Source organism: Streptomyces piniterrae (assembly GCF_005048155.1).
Classification (GTDB): Bacteria; Actinomycetota; Actinomycetes; order Streptomycetales; family Streptomycetaceae; genus Streptomyces; species Streptomyces piniterrae.
Genome location: NZ_SUMB01000014.1, coordinates 86,818 through 104,217, shown reverse-complemented (window position 1 = coordinate 104,217; position 17,400 = coordinate 86,818). Strand labels below are relative to the sequence as shown.

The window sequence follows — 17,400 nt, the reverse complement described above, 5'->3', positions numbered from 1 at the left end:
CGTGGACATCGCGGTGCTGCACCCCGACGAGCTGACCGCCGCCGACCGGGCCGCCTGGACCGCCCTCCAGAGTGCGGCGCCGGCACTGGGCGCACCGCATCTGGCGAACCCGTTCCTCTCCCCCGAGTTCGCGCTGGCCGTCGGCCGGTGCCGCGGCGGGGTGCGGATCGCGGTGTTCCGGGAAGACGGGCGGCCGGCGGCGTTTCTGCCGTTCCAGCGGTCGGCGCTCGGCGTGGGCCGGGCGATCGGCCTCGGCGTCTCGGATGCGCAGGGGCTGGTGCACCGGCCGGGGTTCCGGTGGGACGCCGGGGAGCTGCTGCACGCCTGCGGACTGTCGGTGCTGGACTTCGATCATCTGGTGGCGGGTCAACACCCTTTCGAGAACGGGACGTTGAGGCCCCATCCCTCTCCCGTCATCGATCTGGACCAGGGGTTCGAGGACTATCTGGAGCGACTCCGCGCGAAGTCCCCGACGTTCGTCCGGACCACCCTCTCCCGGGGGCGCAGGCTCGGCCGCGCAGTCGGGCCGCTGCGCTATGTCCACGACGAGCGCGATCCGGCGGCGCTGCGCACGCTCATCCGCTGGAAGTCCGCGCAGTACCGCAGGACGGGGCGCAGCGACCGCTTCGCGCACGACTGGATCGTGCGGCTCGTCCGGGAGCTCTTCCACACCCGCAACGACTCCTTCGCGGGCCTGCTGTCGGTGCTGTACGCCGGCGAGCGGCCGGTCGCGGCGCACTTCGGGCCGCGCTCGGGGTCCGTGCTGTGCTCCTGGTTCCCCGCGTACGACCGGGAGTACGCGAAGTACTCGCCGGGCCTGGTGCTGCATCTGCGGATGGCCGAGGCGGCGGCCGCGGCCTCGATGGCGTACTTCGATCTGGGGCGCGGCGACGCCCGGTACAAGGACTCCCTCAAGACCCGGGAACTCCGGGTGGCGGAGGGCTGGGTGATGCGCCCGCATCCCGTGGCACTGGGTCACTGGGCGCGGCGGGCTCCGGTACGGGCGTTGCGGGATGCCGTACTGGCCCGCCCGGAGCTGCGCAGGCGGGCGAGCCGGCTGCTCCATCACATGGGCGGCATCCGGTCGGGCCGCTCGGGCACGGCACGGTGAGGCGCGGGGCCGTACAGCCCGGCGCGCGAAGGGCGTGAAGGAGGGCGCGCGGCGGCACGCCCGTCATCACGTACATCACCCCGCACTTCGCTCCGTACAGGCCAATTCCACCAAAGAGGATTTGCGGCCCGAGATCTTGCCATAAAGTCGCATGCATCAATACCGTCGCAGATCCACTCGCATCGGGACGATCATCGTCAAGCCGCTCCTGGGCAGGGACCGGGCGACACGGTGAACGGTCCGTGCGAAGCGCGGTGGGGGGTCCCGCGCGGCCGGAACCACGTATGCCAGCTCACCCTGTTCGCACGGCGGTCCCGTCGTCCTGAGCACGGTGTGAACCCCCCTTTCGACCGGACACACAGCCGGACCGCCCGGGGGCGGGCGGTCCACCGGACCGGGAGGGAACCCACCCATGAGCTCGTTCCTCCGCCCTGCCGACGCGACCGAGCCGCACCCGACCGAACCCCGCGTGACCGAGCCGCAGCCGACGCCGCCACCGTCCGACCGACGCGTCTACCGGCCCGTCTCCTCGCACCTGGCCATCGCTCCGCCCGTCAGCGTCGTGATCCCCGCGATGAACGAGGCGGCCAATCTCCCGTACGTCTTCAAGACGCTGCCGGACTGGATTCATGAAGTGGTGCTGGTCGACGGCAACTCCACCGACGACACCGTCCGTACCGCCCGTGCGTTACGGCCGGACGTCACGGTCGTCCAGCAGCGCGGCCAGGGCAAGGGCGACGCGCTGATCACCGGTTTCGCGGTCTGCACCGGCGACATCATCGTGATGGTCGACGCCGACGGGTCGGCCGACGGAAACGAGATCGTCAGCTATGTCTCGGCGCTGGTCGCCGGGGCCGACTTCGCCAAGGGCTCCCGCTTCGCCAACGGCGGCGGCACGGACGACATGACGCCGGTGCGCAAGCTCGGCAACCGGGTGCTGACCGCCCTCGTCAACGCCAAGTTCGGCGCCCGCTACACGGATCTCTGCTACGGCTACAACGCCTTCTGGCGGCGCTGTCTGGACGAGATCGCCCTGGACTGCGCCGGGTTCGAGGTCGAGACGCTGATGAACATCCGGGTGGTCAAGGCCGGCCTGCGAGTGCAGGAGATCCCCAGCCACGAGTACCTGCGCATCCACGGCGTCAGCAATCTGCGGGCGGTCCGCGACGGGATACGCGTACTGAAGGTGATCCTGCGCGAGCGCGGCGGCAGACGGAAGCGGACGCCCCGGCCGGCGCTGATCACCGGAGAAGCGCTGTGAGCCGCCGGATCTCCGTGGTCGTCTGCGTCCACACCGAGGACCGCTGGGCCGACATCCTGGACGCGGTCGCCTCCGTGGACGGCCAGTCCCACCCCGCCCATGAACTGCTGCTCGTGGTGGACCACCATCCGGCGCTGCTCGGCCGGCTGCGCACCCACTTCGCGAGCAGGACCGGAGGCCGGGGCCGCTCTGGGCCGGCCGCACGCCCCTCGACTCCCCTCCGCATCATGGCCAATTCGGGGCCGCGAGGGCTGTCCGCCGGCCGCAACACCGGTATCGCGGCCGCGAGCGGCGAGATCATCGCCTTTCTCGACGACGATGCGGTGGCCGAGCGGGACTGGCTGCGGTACTTCGCCGAGGGCTATGCGGACCCGGCGGTGATGGCGGTCGGCGGGCGCACGGAACCGGTGTGGGTGTCGGGCCGCAGGCCGGTGTGGTTCCCCGCCGAGTTCGACTGGGTGGTGGGCTGTACGTACCGGGGCCTGCCGCCGGGGAAGGTCCGGGTCCGCAACGTGCTGGGCGGCAACGCCTCGTTCCGCAGGGTGGTGTTCGACGTGGCGGGAGGGTTCGCGCACGGCATCGGACGGGGCGGCGACCGGCGGCCGCTGGGCGGCGAGGAGACCGAACTGTGCATCCGGATCGTCCGGGCGATGCCGCAGGCGGTGCTGCTGATCGACGACCGGTCGGTCATCCACCACCGGGTCCCGGCGGCGCGCCGGCGCTTCGGCTACTTCCGCCGCCGGACGTACGCGGAGGGGCTGTCCAAGGCGCTGGTGGCGCGGAGCGTCGGCGCGCGGGACGGCCTGGCGACGGAGCGGCGCTACGCGACCCGGGTGCTGCCGGCGGGTGTGCTGCGCGGGGTGCGTGACGCGCTGCTGCTGCGACCGGGCGGCGCGGGAAGGGCCGGGGCGATCGTGGCGGGGTTGGCCTGCGCGGCCGGTGGCTATGTCCGGGGCAGGACTCAGGCGCGTCGGCATTCAACTGTCTTGTTGCCTAGGCGAGTTGAGGGACATTGGACGGAAGTCGAGGAGGCGGCGGCATGACCGGGGGCGGCCGTCCGGTGCCGGTTCTGATGTACCACGCGGTGACCGCGACGCCGGCACCCGCCGTACGGAGGCTGTCCGTGACGCCCGCGGCCTTCGCGGAACAGCTCGCGGTGCTGGCCGACCGCGGCTTCACCCCGCTGACCACCGCCGCACTCGCCGCGGCCTGGCGGCGCGGCGGCCCGCTGCCGGCCAGACCGGTGCTGATCACCTTCGACGACGGCTACGAAGGCGTCCACCGGCATGCGCTGGCGGCGTTGACCGTGCACGGTTTCCCCGCCACCCTCTTCGTCGCGACGGGCTGGCTGCGTGGCCGGTACGCCACCGGGGGCACCCCGGACACCATGCTCGGCTGGGACCAGGTGCGGCAACTGGCCGCGGCCGGTGTGGAGATCGGCGGGCACAGCCACCGCCATCCGCAGCTGGACTCGCTCGGGGACGAGCGGCTGCGGCGTGAGGTGCTGCGCTGCAAGGAGATCATCGCCGAGGAGACCGGGACAGCGCCGGAGTCCTTCGCGTATCCGTATGGCCATTCCAGCCGGCGGGTACGGCGGATGGTGCGCGGGCTGGGCTTCCGGCAGGCGCTCGCGGTGGGCAATGCGCTCGCGGACCGCCGCCAGGGGCCGTACGCGCTGACCCGGCTGACGGTGCGGCAGGGCATGGGGGCCGACGAGTTCGCGCGGATCGTCGAGGGCCGGAGCATCGGTCGGACCTTCGCCGGGGACCGGGTGCTCACCAAGGGGTACGCAGTGGTCCGCAGGGCGCGGCAAGCGGTCCGGCTGTGCGCGCCCGGGGGCTGAGCACCCGGGCGTGCCTTCGGCGGAGGGGAGGGCGGCGGAGCCCGTGACCGACACGACCACCCAGCCCGATGAGCGCGAGCGCAGGGCACGGGAACGGCAGGGCGGCGGCCAGGAGCCGGACGGACCGGCGCGGGGTGCCCGGAGTCCGCTGATCCGCAACGCCTATGCGCTGATGCTGAACACCGGTGTCTCCGGGCTGCTCGGCCTCGCGTTCTGGCTGGTCGCGGCCCGCTACTACACCGAGGCGGCGGTCGGCCAGGGCTCGGCGGCCATCGCCGCGATGAAGCTGCTGGCGGGGCTCACGGCGCTGACCCTGACCGGTGCGCTGACCCGCTTCCTGCCGGTCGCCGGGCGCGGCACCGGGCGGCTCGTCTTCCGTACCTACGCGGGCAGTTCGGCCGTCGTGGCGGTCGCCGCGAGCGTCTTCCTGCTCACCCTCGATCTGTGGGGGCCCTCCTACCGGTTTCTGCACGGCCCGCTGAGCGGCCTCGGCTTCGTCCTGGCCGTTGTCGGCTGGTCGCTGCTCACCCTCCAGGACGGGGTACTGACCGGGCTGCGCAGCGCGCTGTGGGTGCCGGTCGGCAACCTTCTCTTCTCGGCGGCGAAGCTGGGGCTGCTGGTGGTGTTCGCCGCCGCGCTTCCCACGGCGGGGGTGTTCGTCGCCTGGGTCGTGGCCATCGCGGCGTCCGTGATCCCCCTGGGCCGGCTGGTGTTCCGGCGGCTGGTCCCCCGGCACGCGCGGGCGACGGAACGGACCGCCCGGCCGCCGTCCCTGCGCGAGATCGGCCGCTTCCTGGCCGGCGACTACACCGGGTCCCTGTTCTCGCTCGCCGTCGTCCATCTCGTACCGGTACTCGTGGCCTCGCAGGTCAGCGCGTCGGACAACGCCTACTTCTACATCACCGCCACCATCGGCAGCACCGTCAATCTGCTCGCCGTCAACATGGGCGCCTCGCTGACCGTCGAGGGGGCGCACGATCCGGCCCGGATGGCGCAGCACACCCGCGCCGCGCTGCTGCGGATGGCCCGCATCATGCTCCCCGCCTGCCTCTTCCTCTTCGTCTTCGCGCCGTACCTGCTCGGTGTCTTCGGCCCGGGGTACGCGGAGGCGGCGACGCCGCTGCTGCGCTGGTTCGCGGTGGGGGCGGTGCTGCGGGTCGTCATGGAGGTCTACTTCGCGGTGCTGCGCGCGCAGAGCCGCACGACCGGACTCGCCTATATGCAGGGCCTGTTGTGCGCCCTGGTGCTCGGTCTGACGCTGATGCTGCTGCCGCGCATGGGGCTGGCGGGCGCGGGCGTCGCCGAGGTCTGCGCCCTGACGCCGGTCGTCTGGATCGCCGCCGGCCGCCTCCGCCGGGTGCTGCGCGGCCATCCGTACGCACCGCTGGCCCGGATCCCGCGGGGCAGCCTGGCCCCGGACGGCGACCTGGCCGATCTGGCGGTGTACGGGGACCTGGGGGACGGGGATCTCGGGGACGGAGGCCTGAGGGACAGGGGTCTGGGGGACGGGGTCGGGGCGTACGGGGCGGGCCCCCGTGTGGCGGCCGCCGCACCGCGCCGGGAGGCCCCGCGCGCCGCGCCGGCGCCCCGCGCCGTACTCCCCCACCACGTCGAGCCCGCGGTCTGGGTCCTGCTGGCCGCCGCGCTTGCCCTGGTCTGGCTGCCGCTGCGCGGGATGGACGACGCCGACCTCGACCGGATGACCGGCCTCGGACTGATCTCCGTGCTGCCCGCGGCGACCCTCACCGGAGTGGCCCTGCTGGTCACCGCGTTCGGCTGCGCCCTCGCGCTGCCCCGGCCGCGACGCGCCCTGCTGACCGCCACCCTCCTGCTGACGGTGGCGGCCCTGCACACGCTGCCCGCCCTTCTGGAGACCGAGCCGCGCTTCCCGACCGCCTGGCAGCACCTGGGCTTCCTCGACTACCTCGGCAGAACCGGCTCCGCGGTGCCGGACCTGGACGCGCGCTGGAGCTGGCCGGGGTTCTTCGCGGCAGCCCGGTTCGTCGCCGGGGCATGCGGGATCACCGACTTCACCGAGGTACTGCGCTGGTGGCCGCTGGTCCTCCAACTGCTCTGCCTGCCACCGCTGTTCCTCCTGCTGAGGGCGATACGGGCGGGCTGGCGGGCGAAGTGGTGCGCGGTCTGGCTGTTCGCCCTGTGCGGCTGGGTGGGACAGGACTACTTCTCACCCCAGGGCTTCACCTATCTCCTCTATCTCGCCTTCGTGGCGATCGTGCTGGTGTGGTTCCGGGAGACGGCGCCCGCCGCCGACCGCGGCCGGCTCGCGCTCCTGCTGGGCGTGCTGATCGCCCTGTTCGCCGCGTCCGTGGCGGCCCACCAGCTGACCCCCTTCGTGATGCTCGGCGTCCTCGCGGCCCTGGTGCTGGTCCGCCGCTGCACCCTGCGCGGCCTGCCGCTGCTGCTGGCCGTCATGGTGGCGTCGTGGGTCGGTTTTCTGGCCGAACCGTACTGGTCGGGTCACTTCGACGAGCTGTTCGGCGGTCTCGGCGGCCTCGGCGGCAATGTCTCCTCCTCCGTGACGGACCGGATCGGCGGCGACGGCACCCACCAACTGGTCCTCTACACCCGGGTGGCGCTGGCGGGTGCGGTGCTGGCACTGGCCTGCTGGGGCGTACTGCGCCGGCGAGCGGCCGGCTTCACCGAACGCCCCCTGCTGGCCCTGACCTTCGTCCCCTTCCTTGCCCTCGGCATGCAGTCCTACGGCGGCGAAATGGCGCTCCGCGTCTTCCTCTTCGCGCTGCCCGGCGCCTGCGTGCTGGCGGCGCTGGCACTCTTCCCGCGCGTCGGCGGCAGCCGCACCCCCGGCGCCGCGAGCGCGCGCCGACGGCCGGGGCTCGGCCCGCTCGCGGCGCTGCTCGCGGGCATGTTCCTGGCCTTCGGCTTCCTCGTCGCCCGCTGGGGCAACGAGCCCTTCGAGCGGGTACGGCCGGGCGAGGTCGCGGCGATGGAGTACGTCTACGCCCATGACCGGCCGACGGTCCGGCTGCTGTGGCTGACCGACGACCCCGTCGAGAGTGTCACCCCGGCGCTGCCCTGGGGCGCCGAGGACATGGAACGGGTGCGGTACGAGCCGGTCCTCGCGCCCCGGAAACCGGCGCTGGTCACCCCCGTCGTCACGGCCCTGCGGAACGCCGGGCCGCGGTCGTACCTCATCGTCAACCACGGGCAGTCGGAGTCGCTCCGGCTGGACGCCGGCTACGGGAACCACTGGGAGCAACGGCTGCGCACGGCCCTGGACGGGCGGCCCGAGCTGCGGCGGGTGCTGTCCAATGAGCACGCGGCGGTGTACGAGGCGGCCCGGCCACCGGCGGGCGAGGTACCGGCGCCGCGTCCCGGCCCGGCCGGGCCGCAGGTGACGTGGACACCCTGGTCGGTGACCGGCGCGCTGGCGGCGCTCGCGGCGATGCTGGTGCTGGCGGCGCGCGAGGCACTGCGGGTGGCCGGCCCGCCCGGCCCGCGCCGGCAACGCCGGCTGCGCGGCACCTTCTGGCTGGCGGTCCCGCCGTTGCTCGTCTTCCTGGCGTCCCTGATACATCGCTTCACGACGATGTCGTGACGGGCGCCCCGGAACTCGGCTTCGTCAGGAAGCCCGCCGGAGCCAGCGCACCTGATATCCGTCGAGCGCCAGCTCCCGCCCGTCGACCGTCACCGGGCTCCGCCGCCCCGAGGTGTTGACGACCATCGCCGTACGGTCGTCCGCCAGCACCCGGACCGCCGAGCGGCCGCCGCCCGCGACCTCCACGTCACGCAGCCGCGTCCCCGGCGGAAAGGCCCGGGAGAACCGGGACAGCAGTCGCATCATCGGCAACTCCCGTCCACCGCCTCCGAGTTCGGTGCCACTCCACAAACACCCCGGGCAGTCGCCGCTCCCCGATCCCTCGTTCTGCGGATTCCAGTAGAAACCGCCGTCGGCCCCGCCCAGCGTCATCTCGATCAGCGCGACGGCCTGCGCCGCGGTCCGCTTCCGTTCGCTCCAGCCGGCCCGGTCGTCGTTCTCGTCCGCGACCTCGACGTACCACTCGGCCCACCACAGCGGCAGCCCGGTCTCCCGGCGGATCCAGCGCCCCACGTCGGCGAACTTCCGGGTGGCCGCGAACGGGCCCGGCACATGGCGATCGTCCTTGCTGTAACTGGACCCGTCGACGACGACGAAATCCGCGCCCGCCTTGTGCCGGTCCCAGTACACGAGGGCGTCGAGCGTCCGCCGGTCGATATTCCCCCATGCCCCCTTCAACGGCGACCCGGAAGCGCCGCTGCCGCCCTCACTGTCCATCACCAGATAAGGCCCACCCACCAAGTTCTTCTCGTTCGCCTTTTTCAGCTCCCGGTGGACCAGGTTGTAGAGCCGGGTGTACCCCTCGTAATCCCAGCGCCCCCGCCTGTCGTCGAAGAATCCCTTGAATTCGTTCCAGACGACGAAGTGCCGGACGTCCGGATAGCGCCGGGCGATCTTTCCGGCGAGGGCGGCGAAGTCCGCGTAATGCGCCGGGTCGGGTGCCTTCTCCAGCGCGCCCCAGTCGGTGTGTCCGGCCGCGCCGCCCTTCATCCAGTCCGGTGAGCAGCACAGGGTCAGTACGGGGGTGCCGCCGGTGCGGCGGATGAGTCCGATACGACGGTCCAGGTCCGTGAAGTCGTAGTGCCCGGGACTCGGTTCGGGATTCCGGGCGCCCCAGCCCATGATGTGCTGATTCTGCGGCATCGAGTGGGCGGAGAGCAGCCGTTCGGCCCGCTCGACGGAACGGTCCGTGCCACGGTCGGCGCTGAATTGGGTGTGGGTGAATCCCCAGCCGACATCGGTTCCGGCGGCCCCCGCCCCGCGCGGCGCCTTCGCATCGGAGGGAATTCCGTACCTCACCAGCAGCGTCCCCAGGACGGCCAGCCCGATTCCGGCGACCACCGCCACCACACGAGCCGCTCGGGCCCTGCCCCGTCGCTGACGTTCCCCACCAAGGCGTCGCACAACGGACAAGACTAGCCGCGATAATGCGTGTACGAGGCGGGCCATGTGCCGGATCATGGCCGCATGTGCGCCGAACACGTCCAGCCCCCCGCCACCGACGAGTCCCTCCCGATCCGTCTCAACCTGGACGACAGCGATTCCCCTTCCGATGTCGTCGACGCGCTCTTCCTCGGGCGCTTCGCCAAGGGCCACCAGCCGTACGCCCGCAGCCGCTCCGTGGAACGGGTGAAGTCCGGCCTGACGCTGCTGCCGCCGGGCGCGCGGATCCTGCGTTCGGCGCGCGACGACGACCGCAGCGCCACCCTGGCGGAGGGCGACGGTTTCACGCTGCTGATCTCCCGCTGGAACCGCGGCGCCGATGTGACGGTCACCGCCGTCAGCGACGAACTGGCCGAGAAGGTGCTGCGGCAGTCGGCCGACGGCGCGGAGGACGACCCCGAGCCGCAGCCGGACAACGTCTCCATGGGCTTCTGGTACTACTCGCCGCGGCGCGGGCCGCACCGTACCTCCCGGCAGATCTCGGCCGGCACCTGGGAGGAGATCCGGCCCAACTACACCGCGCCGGTGGCCGAGGCGATGGACCGGCTGATGAAGGTGGCACCGGACGAGATCGCCGGCCGGCTGCTGTTGCTGCACGGCCCGCCCGGCACCGGCAAGACCTCCGCGCTGCGCACGCTGGCCCGCTCCTGGCGAGACTGGTGCCAGGTGGACTGCGTACTGGACCCGGAACGCCTCTTCAACGACGTCGGCTACCTCATGGACATCGCCATCGGCGAGGACGACAGCACCGGCAAGGGCCGCTGGCGGCTGCTGCTCCTGGAGGACTGCGACGAACTGATCCGCGGCGAGGCCAAGCACACCGCGGGCCAGGCGCTGTCCCGGCTGCTCAACCTGACGGACGGGCTGCTCGGGCAGGGGCGCAACGTCCTGGTCGGCGTCACCACCAACGAGGACCTGGAGCGGATGCATCCCGCGGTGGTACGTCCGGGACGCTGTCTGGCCCGTATCGAAGTCGGGCCGCTGACCCGCACGGAAGCGGTGAACTGGCTCGGCAGGGAGGCCGGCGGCCGGGAGGACGCCATCGGCCGCGAGGGTGCCTCGCTCGCCGAACTGTACGCCCTGCGCCGCGGCACCCGCCCGGCCTCGGTGCCGGCCCAGGACGCGGGGGTGGATGCGGGGATGTACTTGTAGGCGGGTCTGCGGGTCTACGTGTCTGCGGGTGTGCGTGTCCGGGGGTGTCCGTGTCCGCGGGTGTGCCGGCCACACCGCCGGCTCAGCGCACCCGCCCCCGCGGCTTCAGCGGCCCCGGCGGGAGGTCGGGAGCGGCCAGCCGGTCCCCGTCATAGCCCCGCACCTCACCGAAGCGGGCGCCGGACATCCAGTCCGCGCGGGCCGTGGCGATGTCCTCGTGCGACCGCCCCACGAAGTTCCACCACATCACGATGTCCTCCTCGAACGGCTCGCCGCCGAGGAGCATCAGGCTGCTGTCGGCGTCGGCGCGCAGCGGCAACTCGGCGCGGCCGCAGCCGAGGTAGAGGAGTGCGCCGGGTGCCAGTCGTACGCCGTCCACCTCGCTCTCGCCGGAGATGGTCAGGGCCGCGTACTCGAAATCGGGGTCGAGGGGCAGCCGGGTGTCGGTGCCGGCGGCGAGGGTGAGGTCGGCGCCGACGAGTGGCGAGTAGGTGGTGCCGGGCGAGGCGGCGCCGGCCAGTTCGCCGAGGATGACGGTGGCGGAGAGGCCGCCGCCACCGGTGATCACCGGCAGGTCGGTGTGGTGCTCGAAGTCCGGAGCGGCATTGCGGTGCTCGCCGGGGAGCGCCACCCACAGCTGGGCGCCGTGCAGCATCGGCGCATGGTCGCGGGGCGACTCCTCGGAGTGCGCGATGGCGCGCCCCGACGTCATCAGCCCCAACTCGCGCGGCCGTACGGTCTGCAGGCTGCCCAGGCTGTCGCGGTGCAGCACCTCGCCCTCGCGCAGCCAGCTGACGGTCTGCAGGCCCATGTGCGGATGCGGCGGCACCTGCATTCCCGGCTCGTCGGCGATGTCGTCGGGCCCGTAGTGGTCCACGAAGCACCAGGCGCCGACCATCCGCCGGCCGAGGTTGGGCAGCAGCCGGCGGACGACGGTGCTCTCACCGAGCGGCACCTGTCTGCCGGGCTGGACGTCACGCACCGGTCCTGTGCGGGTGTTGCCCCCGCACAGGCTGGGTGTCGGTTTGAGATCGAGGTTGCTCATGCGGTCACGATATGGCGGTCAGGCGTAGAGCTCGCGCAGGCGTACGGACAGGCATGTCACACAGCCCTCCAGCTTCTCGAACTCCTCGATGTCCACCGGCACGGGCTCATATCCCAGGTCGGCGAGGAGTTCCGCGGTCCTGGGCGCGCTGGTGGACATCAGCAGCCGGCCGCCGCCCAGCAGCAGGACATGCGCGCCGGACTCCTCCGGGACGGGCAGGAAGCGCGGGAACGCCGCGGGGTCGTCGACCACCGGTGGGTAGCCGATGACGGTGCCGTCCGGCAGGGCCGTGACCGCGGATTTCAGGTGCAGCACCTTGCGCACCGGCACGGCGACGACCCGGGCGCCCAACGGCTCGAAGGTGGCGCGGAGTTGGCGTACGCCGTCCGCGTTCGTACGGCCGCCGCGTCCGACGTAGACGGTGTCGCCGATCTTCAGCACGTCCCCGCCGTCGAGCGTCCCCGGCGCCCGGACCTCGTTGACGGAGCAGCCGAGCGCCTCCGCCGCCTCGCGTGCGCCACGGGTCTCGGGCCTGCGGGAGTCCGCCCCCGGGCGGGCGATCAGCGCGACATTGCGGAAGACGACCATGGTGTCCTCGACGAAGACCGAGTCCGGGCAGTCGTCGGCGGGGGCCACCTCGGTGGTTCGCCAGCCGTGGTCGCGCAGCGCCTGGACATAGCCCTCCCACTGGCGCAGTCCGCGCGCGGGGTCCACCGGCCGCCGGTCGATATGGGTGACCAGCCCTTCGGCGAGGCGGGGGCCGGGACGGCGGACGAGAGCGTGCTGGCTGGGCATGCGCTTCTTTCGGGTGGGTGGGGTGGGCAGTGGCGGGGTGGTCGGTTGGTGGGATGGTCGGTTGGTGGGGTGGGTGACGCGGGAGGGGCGCTGCCTGTCGCCGGGGCGGGGCAGGGTCAGCTGTCCGTTCCGTACGTCGCGCGAAGGGCGTCCTCGACGGCGGCGAGGGCGGCGCGCCGGTCCAGGCCGAGGCGCTGGGCGCGGCGGGCGTAGCTGTCGGCGGCCGCGGCGGCCTCCTTGTCGGCGGCGTCGCCCGCTGCCGCGACGAAGCTGCCGTTGCGGCCCCGGGTCTCGATCACGCCGTCGGCCTCCAGGGCGCGGTAGGCCTTGGCGACGGTGTTCGCGGCGAGGCCGAGCTCTTCGGCGAGGCCGCGGACGGTGGGGAGTTTGTAGCCGACGGGCAGGCCGCCGTCCCTGGCCTGGTCGGCGATCTGGGTGCGTACCTGCTCGAACGGCGCGTCGGCCGCGTCCGGGTCGATGGTGATCGTGAGGGTCTGCGGGGACACGGTGGCGCTCCTGGTGCTGGTGGTGGGGCGGGCGGGTACGTGAGACGCACCTGAGTGCACGTACCCGTCGGTGCGCGGTTTGTCGCACCCATTGTGCGCCAGGAGCGCCCTCCGTGCCGGAAACCGGGCGTTCCGCCTACGGGCCGGCAGGCCTGGGCGGTCCACGCGTCGGGGGTGGCCGAAGCGGTGACCGCTCCTCCGTCACAGCTCCAGCGTCGTCCCGGTGGTCCGCAGCCAGGCATCCATCCCGAGGACGAGTTCGGCGCCGGGGCGGATGTCGGACGTCGCGCCGTCGGCGGTGGCCCGTGCGGCGGTGTCGGCGTCCAGGAGCGGGCGCACGGGGGCGTCGCGGTCCGCCAGCAGATCCTTGAGCTCGGCGCGCAGCGCTTCGGCGTAGCGCGGGTCCTGGGTGCTGGGGTAGGGGCTCTTGACCCGGTCGGCCACCGCGTCCGGCAGTACGTCGCGGGCGGCGGCGCGCAGCAGCGACTTCTCACGGCCGTCGAAGGTCTTCATCGACCAGGGGGTGTTGAAGACGTACTCGACCAGACGGTGGTCGCAGAACGGGACGCGGACCTCCAGGCCGACGGCCATGCTGGCCCGGTCCTTGCGGTCCAGCAGGATCTGCACGAAGCGGGTGAGATGGAGGTAGCTGATCTCCCGCATCCGGCGCTGGAGCCCCGTGTCACTGTCCAGGTACGGGACTTCGGCCAGTGCCTCGCGGTAGCGGCGGGCCTCGTAGCCGGGCAGGTCGAGCTTGCCGAGCAGTCCGGGGTCCAGCAGCGCCTCACGGGTGGCCGTGCCGCCGGCGAACCGGCCGGCGACGCCCGCCGCGGCCCAGGGGAACGTATCCGCATGGACGGCTTCGGGGTTGTGGAACCAGCTGTAGCCGCCGAAGACCTCGTCTGCGGACTCACCGGACAGGGCGACCGTCGACTGCTCGCGGATCGCCTTGAAGAGCAGGAAGAGGGAGGTGTCGCCGTCGCCGAAGCCGTTGGGCAGATCGCGGGCGGCCAGGACGGCGGCCCGGTGCCCGTGATCCATCAGGGCGGCGGTGTCCAGGACGATGTCGTGGTGGTCGGAGCGGACGTGCTCGGCGAGCGCGTGCGCGTACGGCCCGTCGGGGGTGCCGCGCAGGTCGTCGGCCTTGAAGTTCTCGGTGTAGCCGGTGAAGTCCACGGCGAACGAGCGGACCGGGCCGCTGCCCGCCGCGGTGAGCGCGCGGGCGGCGAGGGCGGTGATGGCCGAGGAGTCCAGGCCGCCGGAGAGCAGGGTGCACAGCGGCACGTCGGCGATCAGCTGGCGGGCGACGATGTCGTCCAGCAGCTCGCGGATGTGCGCGATGGTGGTGTCGAGGTCGTCGGTGTGCTCGCGGGCCTCAAGTGCCCAGTAGCGCTTGATGGTCAGGCCGCGACGGGTGACCCGGACGAGGTGGCCGGGACGGAGTTCGTGCATGCCCTTGTAGACGGCGTGGCCGGGGGTCTTGGTGAAGGTGATCAGCTCGGCGAGGCCCTCGGCGTCCACGACGGGCCGCGCCGCCGGGTGGGCGAAGATCGCCTTGGGCTCGGAGCCGAAGAGGACGCCGTCGGGGGTGGGGTGGTAGTAGAGCGGCTTGATGCCCATCCGGTCGCGGACCAGGAGGAGTTCCTCGGTCCGCGGGTCCCAGAGCGCGAAGGCGTACATGCCGTTCAGGCGCTGGGCGAAGGCCTCGCCCCACTCCAGGTAGGCGTGCAGCACCACTTCGGTGTCGCTCTGCGTACGGAAGGTGTGGCCCAGGTTCTCCAACTCGGCACGTAATTCGCGGTAGTTGTAGACCTCGCCGCTGTAGGTGGTGACGAGCAGGGTGCGGCCGTCGTGTTCGATGCTGGTGGGTTGTGCGGGGCTGGGTTGTGCGGGGGCACGGCCGTCGCGTTCGGCACTTGTGGGTCGCGTCGGGGTGCGGCCGTCCGCTTCGACGCTCATGGGCTGCCTGCCGCCGTCGATGTCGATGACGGCGAGCCGGCGGTGGCCGAATGCGGCGTGCGTGCCGAGCCAGATGCCGGCGGCATCCGGGCCGCGGCAGGCCATCGTGCCGGTCATCGCGTCAAGGGTGCGGCGCTGTGTGGTGAGGTCGTTGTCGTAGGAGATCCATCCGGTGATTCCGCACATGGTCGCGGCTCCTCCTTCGTCTGCGGCGGGCCATCGCGTACCGGCGATGGCCTGCGACGATCACGGTACGCCGGAATAGGTGTAGGTGCCACATATAGCTGAGGGTGTCCGCGCCGGACCGTCCGGAACGAGCCACCCGAACGAGCCACCCGCGCACCGCTCAGCGGAAAATGAGAGGCAGCGGGCCAGGCGACGGCGTACCGTCCGCGGCCATGACGATCACCGTGCGCGACTACCAGCCCTCCGACGCCAAGGCCGTCGCCGACCTGCGGCGCGCCGCGCTGCCGTCGCTGATCTCCACGCCGCAGGGCATCGCCTGGCGGATCGCCACCGCCCCGGCGGCGCAACGCCAACGGCAGTTCGTCGCCGAGCAGGACGGCCGGGTCGTCGGCGCGGTCCGCGGCCATCTGCTGCACGACAGCAGCGTCCCCGGCCAGGGCGCGACCATGCCGCAGGTGCACCCGGACCACCGGGGCCGGGGCATCGGCAGCGCGCTGCTGGCTTCGGCCGAGGAGCATCTGTCCGCGGTCGGCGCCACCCATGTCTTCGCCTGGGTGCTCGACGAGCCCGGCGCGCTCTCCTTCGCGGAACGCCACGGCTACCGGCGCACCCGCAGCGCCCGCTTTCTGCGGCTCGACCTCACGACCGCCGATCTGCCGCAGCTCCCCGACGCCCTGCCGCCCGGCGTCCGGCTGTGCACCGGCGCGGACTTCGGGGCCGACCCCTATCCGCTGTTCGCCGCGGACTCCGAGGCCGCGGCGGACGAGCCCGGTGATGTGGCGAGCGACGCCATGACCTACGAGGACTGGCTGCAGCACACCTGGGAGCACCCCGACATCGACCTGGACCTCACCTCGGTGGTGACCGTCGACGGCGAGATCGCGGCGTACAGCCTGGCCTCGACCGACGGCCTCGGCCGCTACTCCTCGGGCATGACCGGCACCCGCCGCGCCCACCGGGGCCGGGGGCTGGCCCGGCTCGCCAAGACGGACTCCCTGCGCCGCGCCCGGGACGCCGGCTGCACCGAAGCCTTCACCGGCAACGACGCCGACAACGCCCCGATGCTCGCGATCAACCACGCCTTCGGCTACCGGCCGGCGGGCGCCGAATGGCGGTGCGTACGGGAGCTGGGACGGGGGTGAGGAGGGAGGAAGGCGGGGCCGCCTAGCGCGCGTCGTCGAGAGCCACCACCCGGCCCGGGGCTGACGGATCGTGGGCTATGGAGTCGCCGGGCCGGTGCCAGTGGATCAGGAAACGGTGGCCGGCACGCAGCCCGTCCAGCCCCGCCCGGCAGTACGCGACCATGTCATCGGGCAGCTCCGCCATCGGGAACCACGCCAGCTGCGAGCACTTGTCCGGCTCACGGTTCCACGGTTCGCCGCCCGCCCCGTACGCCGCCTCGAAGAACCAGCCGATCCGGGGCCGCGCCGCCGGATCAGGGGCGCGGTGCTGCATCACCAGGACGACACGGAGGTCTTCGGGCGCCAGCCGCAGCCCGAGTTCCTCCGCCGCCTCGCGGATCATCGCCTCCCGGACGTCCTCACCGTCCTCGACATGGCCCGAAGGGGCGTGCAGCAGGCCGTCCGCATAGCCGGTGCCGGACCGGCGGGCGAGAAGCACCTCATCGCCACGTCGCAACACCAGGTGGACGTCGACGACTTCGGTGTGGCGGACGGCCGCCGCCCGGTCGGAGACCGTGGTCACGGCCCTGGACATGGCCGCGCCCGCCCCCAGATGAACAATCAGCGCGTACCGCTCGTCGTTGACCTCCTTGCCCCAGAGAGCGGAGTCATAGGAGAGCTCCTCCAGATGCGTACGCTCCGCCAACGGGGCGGCGAGGGAGACCAGTTCGCCCGCCGGGATGCCTATCGGGTCGGCCTCGCCCCAGCGTCCCTCGATCAGCACCAGACGGCCGCCGGGTGCGAGCAGACCGGCCCAGCGACGCAGCGCGGCCGCCGGATCGGGCAGCGCCCACAGCACATGGCGTACCAGGACGGCATCGAACCGCCGCTCCCCCACCGGCGGTTCGGCAGCATCACCGACCAGGAACCCGGCGTCCCGCCCCGCGAGCTTGGCCCGCGCCCGCGCGATCATGCCGGGTGAGCGGTCCACGCCGGTGACCTGGTGGCCCTGCTCAACGGCGAGCAGGGCCAGGCTCCCCGTACCGCAGCCGAGATCCAGGATCCGGGCGGGCACGGCCGGCAGCCAGGAACGCAGCCGGGCGTCCCAGGCGGCACGGACGACAGGATCACGCAGCCCGTGATCGGGCTCGTCATCGAAAGCCTCGGCAGCGGCTTCCCAGTAGGCGGCGTCGACAGTCGGCAGCGGCGAACCACCTTGGACGGCGGGCGAGTCGGCGGGCTGATCGGCGGTCTGGTCGGTGCTCATGTCTCGATGGTGCCAGCGACCACTGACAACGGCCCGGACGGCGGATGGACAACAGGCGCACCCCCGCGATCTCTTGCGGCATGTGATCCACGTTGATCCAGCCGTGCTCGACCACGTACGAGCAGCGTGGCAAG

At 72.5% G+C, this 17,400-nt stretch carries 13 protein-coding genes; 7 read left to right on the top strand and 6 right to left on the bottom strand.

Annotation, left to right across the window (positions count from 1 at the left end; all coding sequences use genetic code 11):
* Window position 1 precedes the first annotated feature (1 nt).
* The 5 genes from FCH28_RS32270 to FCH28_RS32250 all read left to right on the top strand — a co-directional run bounded on the left by FCH28_RS32270 (window position 2) and on the right by FCH28_RS32250 (window position 7,792).
* Entirely contained in the window at window positions 2-1,111 is a 1,110-nt protein-coding gene (locus FCH28_RS32270) for a GNAT family N-acetyltransferase (RefSeq protein ID WP_136743753.1), read from the top strand.
* Window positions 1,112-1,523: 412 nt separating this feature from the next.
* Window positions 1,524-2,372 (top strand): glycosyltransferase family 2 protein, encoded by an 849-nt coding sequence (locus tag FCH28_RS32265; protein ID WP_136743752.1) that lies wholly within the window; start codon window positions 1,524-1,526, stop codon window positions 2,370-2,372.
* Complete coding sequence (locus FCH28_RS32260; RefSeq protein ID WP_136743751.1) at window positions 2,369-3,415, top strand: glycosyltransferase family 2 protein; 1,047 nt, start codon at window positions 2,369-2,371, stop codon at window positions 3,413-3,415. Before FCH28_RS32265 ends, FCH28_RS32260 begins: the two co-directional genes overlap by 4 nt.
* The gene (locus tag FCH28_RS32255) at window positions 3,412-4,215 is read left to right on the top strand and encodes a polysaccharide deacetylase family protein (protein ID WP_136743750.1); all 804 of its coding nucleotides are present in this window, start codon (window positions 3,412-3,414) and stop codon (window positions 4,213-4,215) included. Before FCH28_RS32260 ends, FCH28_RS32255 begins: the two co-directional genes overlap by 4 nt.
* Window positions 4,216-4,258: 43 nt before the next feature.
* A complete protein-coding gene (locus tag FCH28_RS32250) occupies window positions 4,259-7,792 on the top strand; it encodes a lipopolysaccharide biosynthesis protein (RefSeq protein ID WP_425472049.1) in 3,534 nt (1,177 codons plus the stop codon).
* Between the two features lie 24 nt (window positions 7,793-7,816).
* On the opposite strand, the gene FCH28_RS32245 is transcribed toward FCH28_RS32250, so the two are convergent.
* Window positions 7,817-9,133 carry a glycoside hydrolase family protein gene (locus tag FCH28_RS32245; RefSeq protein WP_246103424.1) on the bottom strand — a complete coding sequence of 439 codons (1,317 nt, stop codon included), beginning with the start codon at window positions 9,131-9,133 and terminating at the stop codon, window positions 7,817-7,819.
* Between the two features lie 126 nt (window positions 9,134-9,259).
* Between FCH28_RS32245 and FCH28_RS32240 the strand changes: the two genes are divergently transcribed.
* Complete coding sequence (locus FCH28_RS32240; RefSeq protein WP_136743748.1) at window positions 9,260-10,387, top strand: DUF5925 domain-containing protein; 1,128 nt, start codon at window positions 9,260-9,262, stop codon at window positions 10,385-10,387.
* Window positions 10,388-10,469: 82 nt separating this feature from the next.
* Here FCH28_RS32240 and FCH28_RS32235 read toward each other — a convergent pair whose 3' ends face one another.
* From FCH28_RS32235 to asnB, 4 genes are all read right to left on the bottom strand, one after another.
* Window positions 10,470-11,432, bottom strand: a complete 963-nt coding sequence (locus FCH28_RS32235; protein ID WP_136743747.1) for a pirin family protein — start codon at window positions 11,430-11,432, stop codon at window positions 10,470-10,472.
* A gap of 18 nt (window positions 11,433-11,450) precedes the next feature.
* Window positions 11,451-12,227 (bottom strand): dimethylargininase, encoded by a 777-nt coding sequence (gene ddaH, locus FCH28_RS32230; protein WP_136743746.1) that lies wholly within the window; start codon window positions 12,225-12,227, stop codon window positions 11,451-11,453.
* A gap of 116 nt (window positions 12,228-12,343) precedes the next feature.
* Window positions 12,344-12,733 carry a GntR family transcriptional regulator gene (locus tag FCH28_RS32225; protein WP_136743745.1) on the bottom strand — a complete coding sequence of 130 codons (390 nt, stop codon included), beginning with the start codon at window positions 12,731-12,733 and terminating at the stop codon, window positions 12,344-12,346.
* A gap of 201 nt (window positions 12,734-12,934) precedes the next feature.
* Entirely contained in the window at window positions 12,935-14,878 is a 1,944-nt protein-coding gene (asnB, locus tag FCH28_RS32220; protein WP_136743744.1) for an asparagine synthase (glutamine-hydrolyzing), read from the bottom strand.
* 212 nt (window positions 14,879-15,090) lie between these two features.
* Here asnB and FCH28_RS32215 point away from each other — a divergent pair, with 212 nt between their 5' ends.
* Complete coding sequence (locus FCH28_RS32215) at window positions 15,091-16,020, top strand: GNAT family N-acetyltransferase (RefSeq protein WP_136743743.1); 930 nt, start codon at window positions 15,091-15,093, stop codon at window positions 16,018-16,020.
* 22 nt (window positions 16,021-16,042) lie between these two features.
* On the opposite strand, the gene FCH28_RS32210 is transcribed toward FCH28_RS32215, so the two are convergent.
* Entirely contained in the window at window positions 16,043-17,266 is a 1,224-nt protein-coding gene (locus tag FCH28_RS32210) for a methyltransferase domain-containing protein (RefSeq protein WP_187363979.1), read from the bottom strand.
* Window positions 17,267-17,400: the final 134 nt, after the last annotated feature.

Bases quoted from the DNA above. Each gene is read 5' to 3' on its own strand.
- FCH28_RS32215 (WP_136743743.1), top strand. From the start codon at position 15,091: ATGACGATCACCGTGCGCGACTACCAGCCCTCCGACGCCAAGGCCGTC.
- FCH28_RS32255 (WP_136743750.1), top strand. From the start codon at position 3,412: ATGACCGGGGGCGGCCGTCCGGTGCCGGTTCTGATGTACCACGCGGTG.
- FCH28_RS32265 (WP_136743752.1), top strand. From the start codon at position 1,524: ATGAGCTCGTTCCTCCGCCCTGCCGACGCGACCGAGCCGCACCCGACC.
- ddaH (WP_136743746.1), bottom strand. From the start codon at position 12,227: ATGCCCAGCCAGCACGCTCTCGTCCGCCGTCCCGGCCCCCGCCTCGCC.
- asnB (WP_136743744.1), bottom strand. From the start codon at position 14,878: ATGTGCGGAATCACCGGATGGATCTCCTACGACAACGACCTCACCACA.
- FCH28_RS32210 (WP_187363979.1), bottom strand. From the start codon at position 17,266: ATGAGCACCGACCAGACCGCCGATCAGCCCGCCGACTCGCCCGCCGTC.
- FCH28_RS32240 (WP_136743748.1), top strand. From the start codon at position 9,260: ATGTGCGCCGAACACGTCCAGCCCCCCGCCACCGACGAGTCCCTCCCG.
- FCH28_RS32235 (WP_136743747.1), bottom strand. From the start codon at position 11,432: ATGAGCAACCTCGATCTCAAACCGACACCCAGCCTGTGCGGGGGCAAC.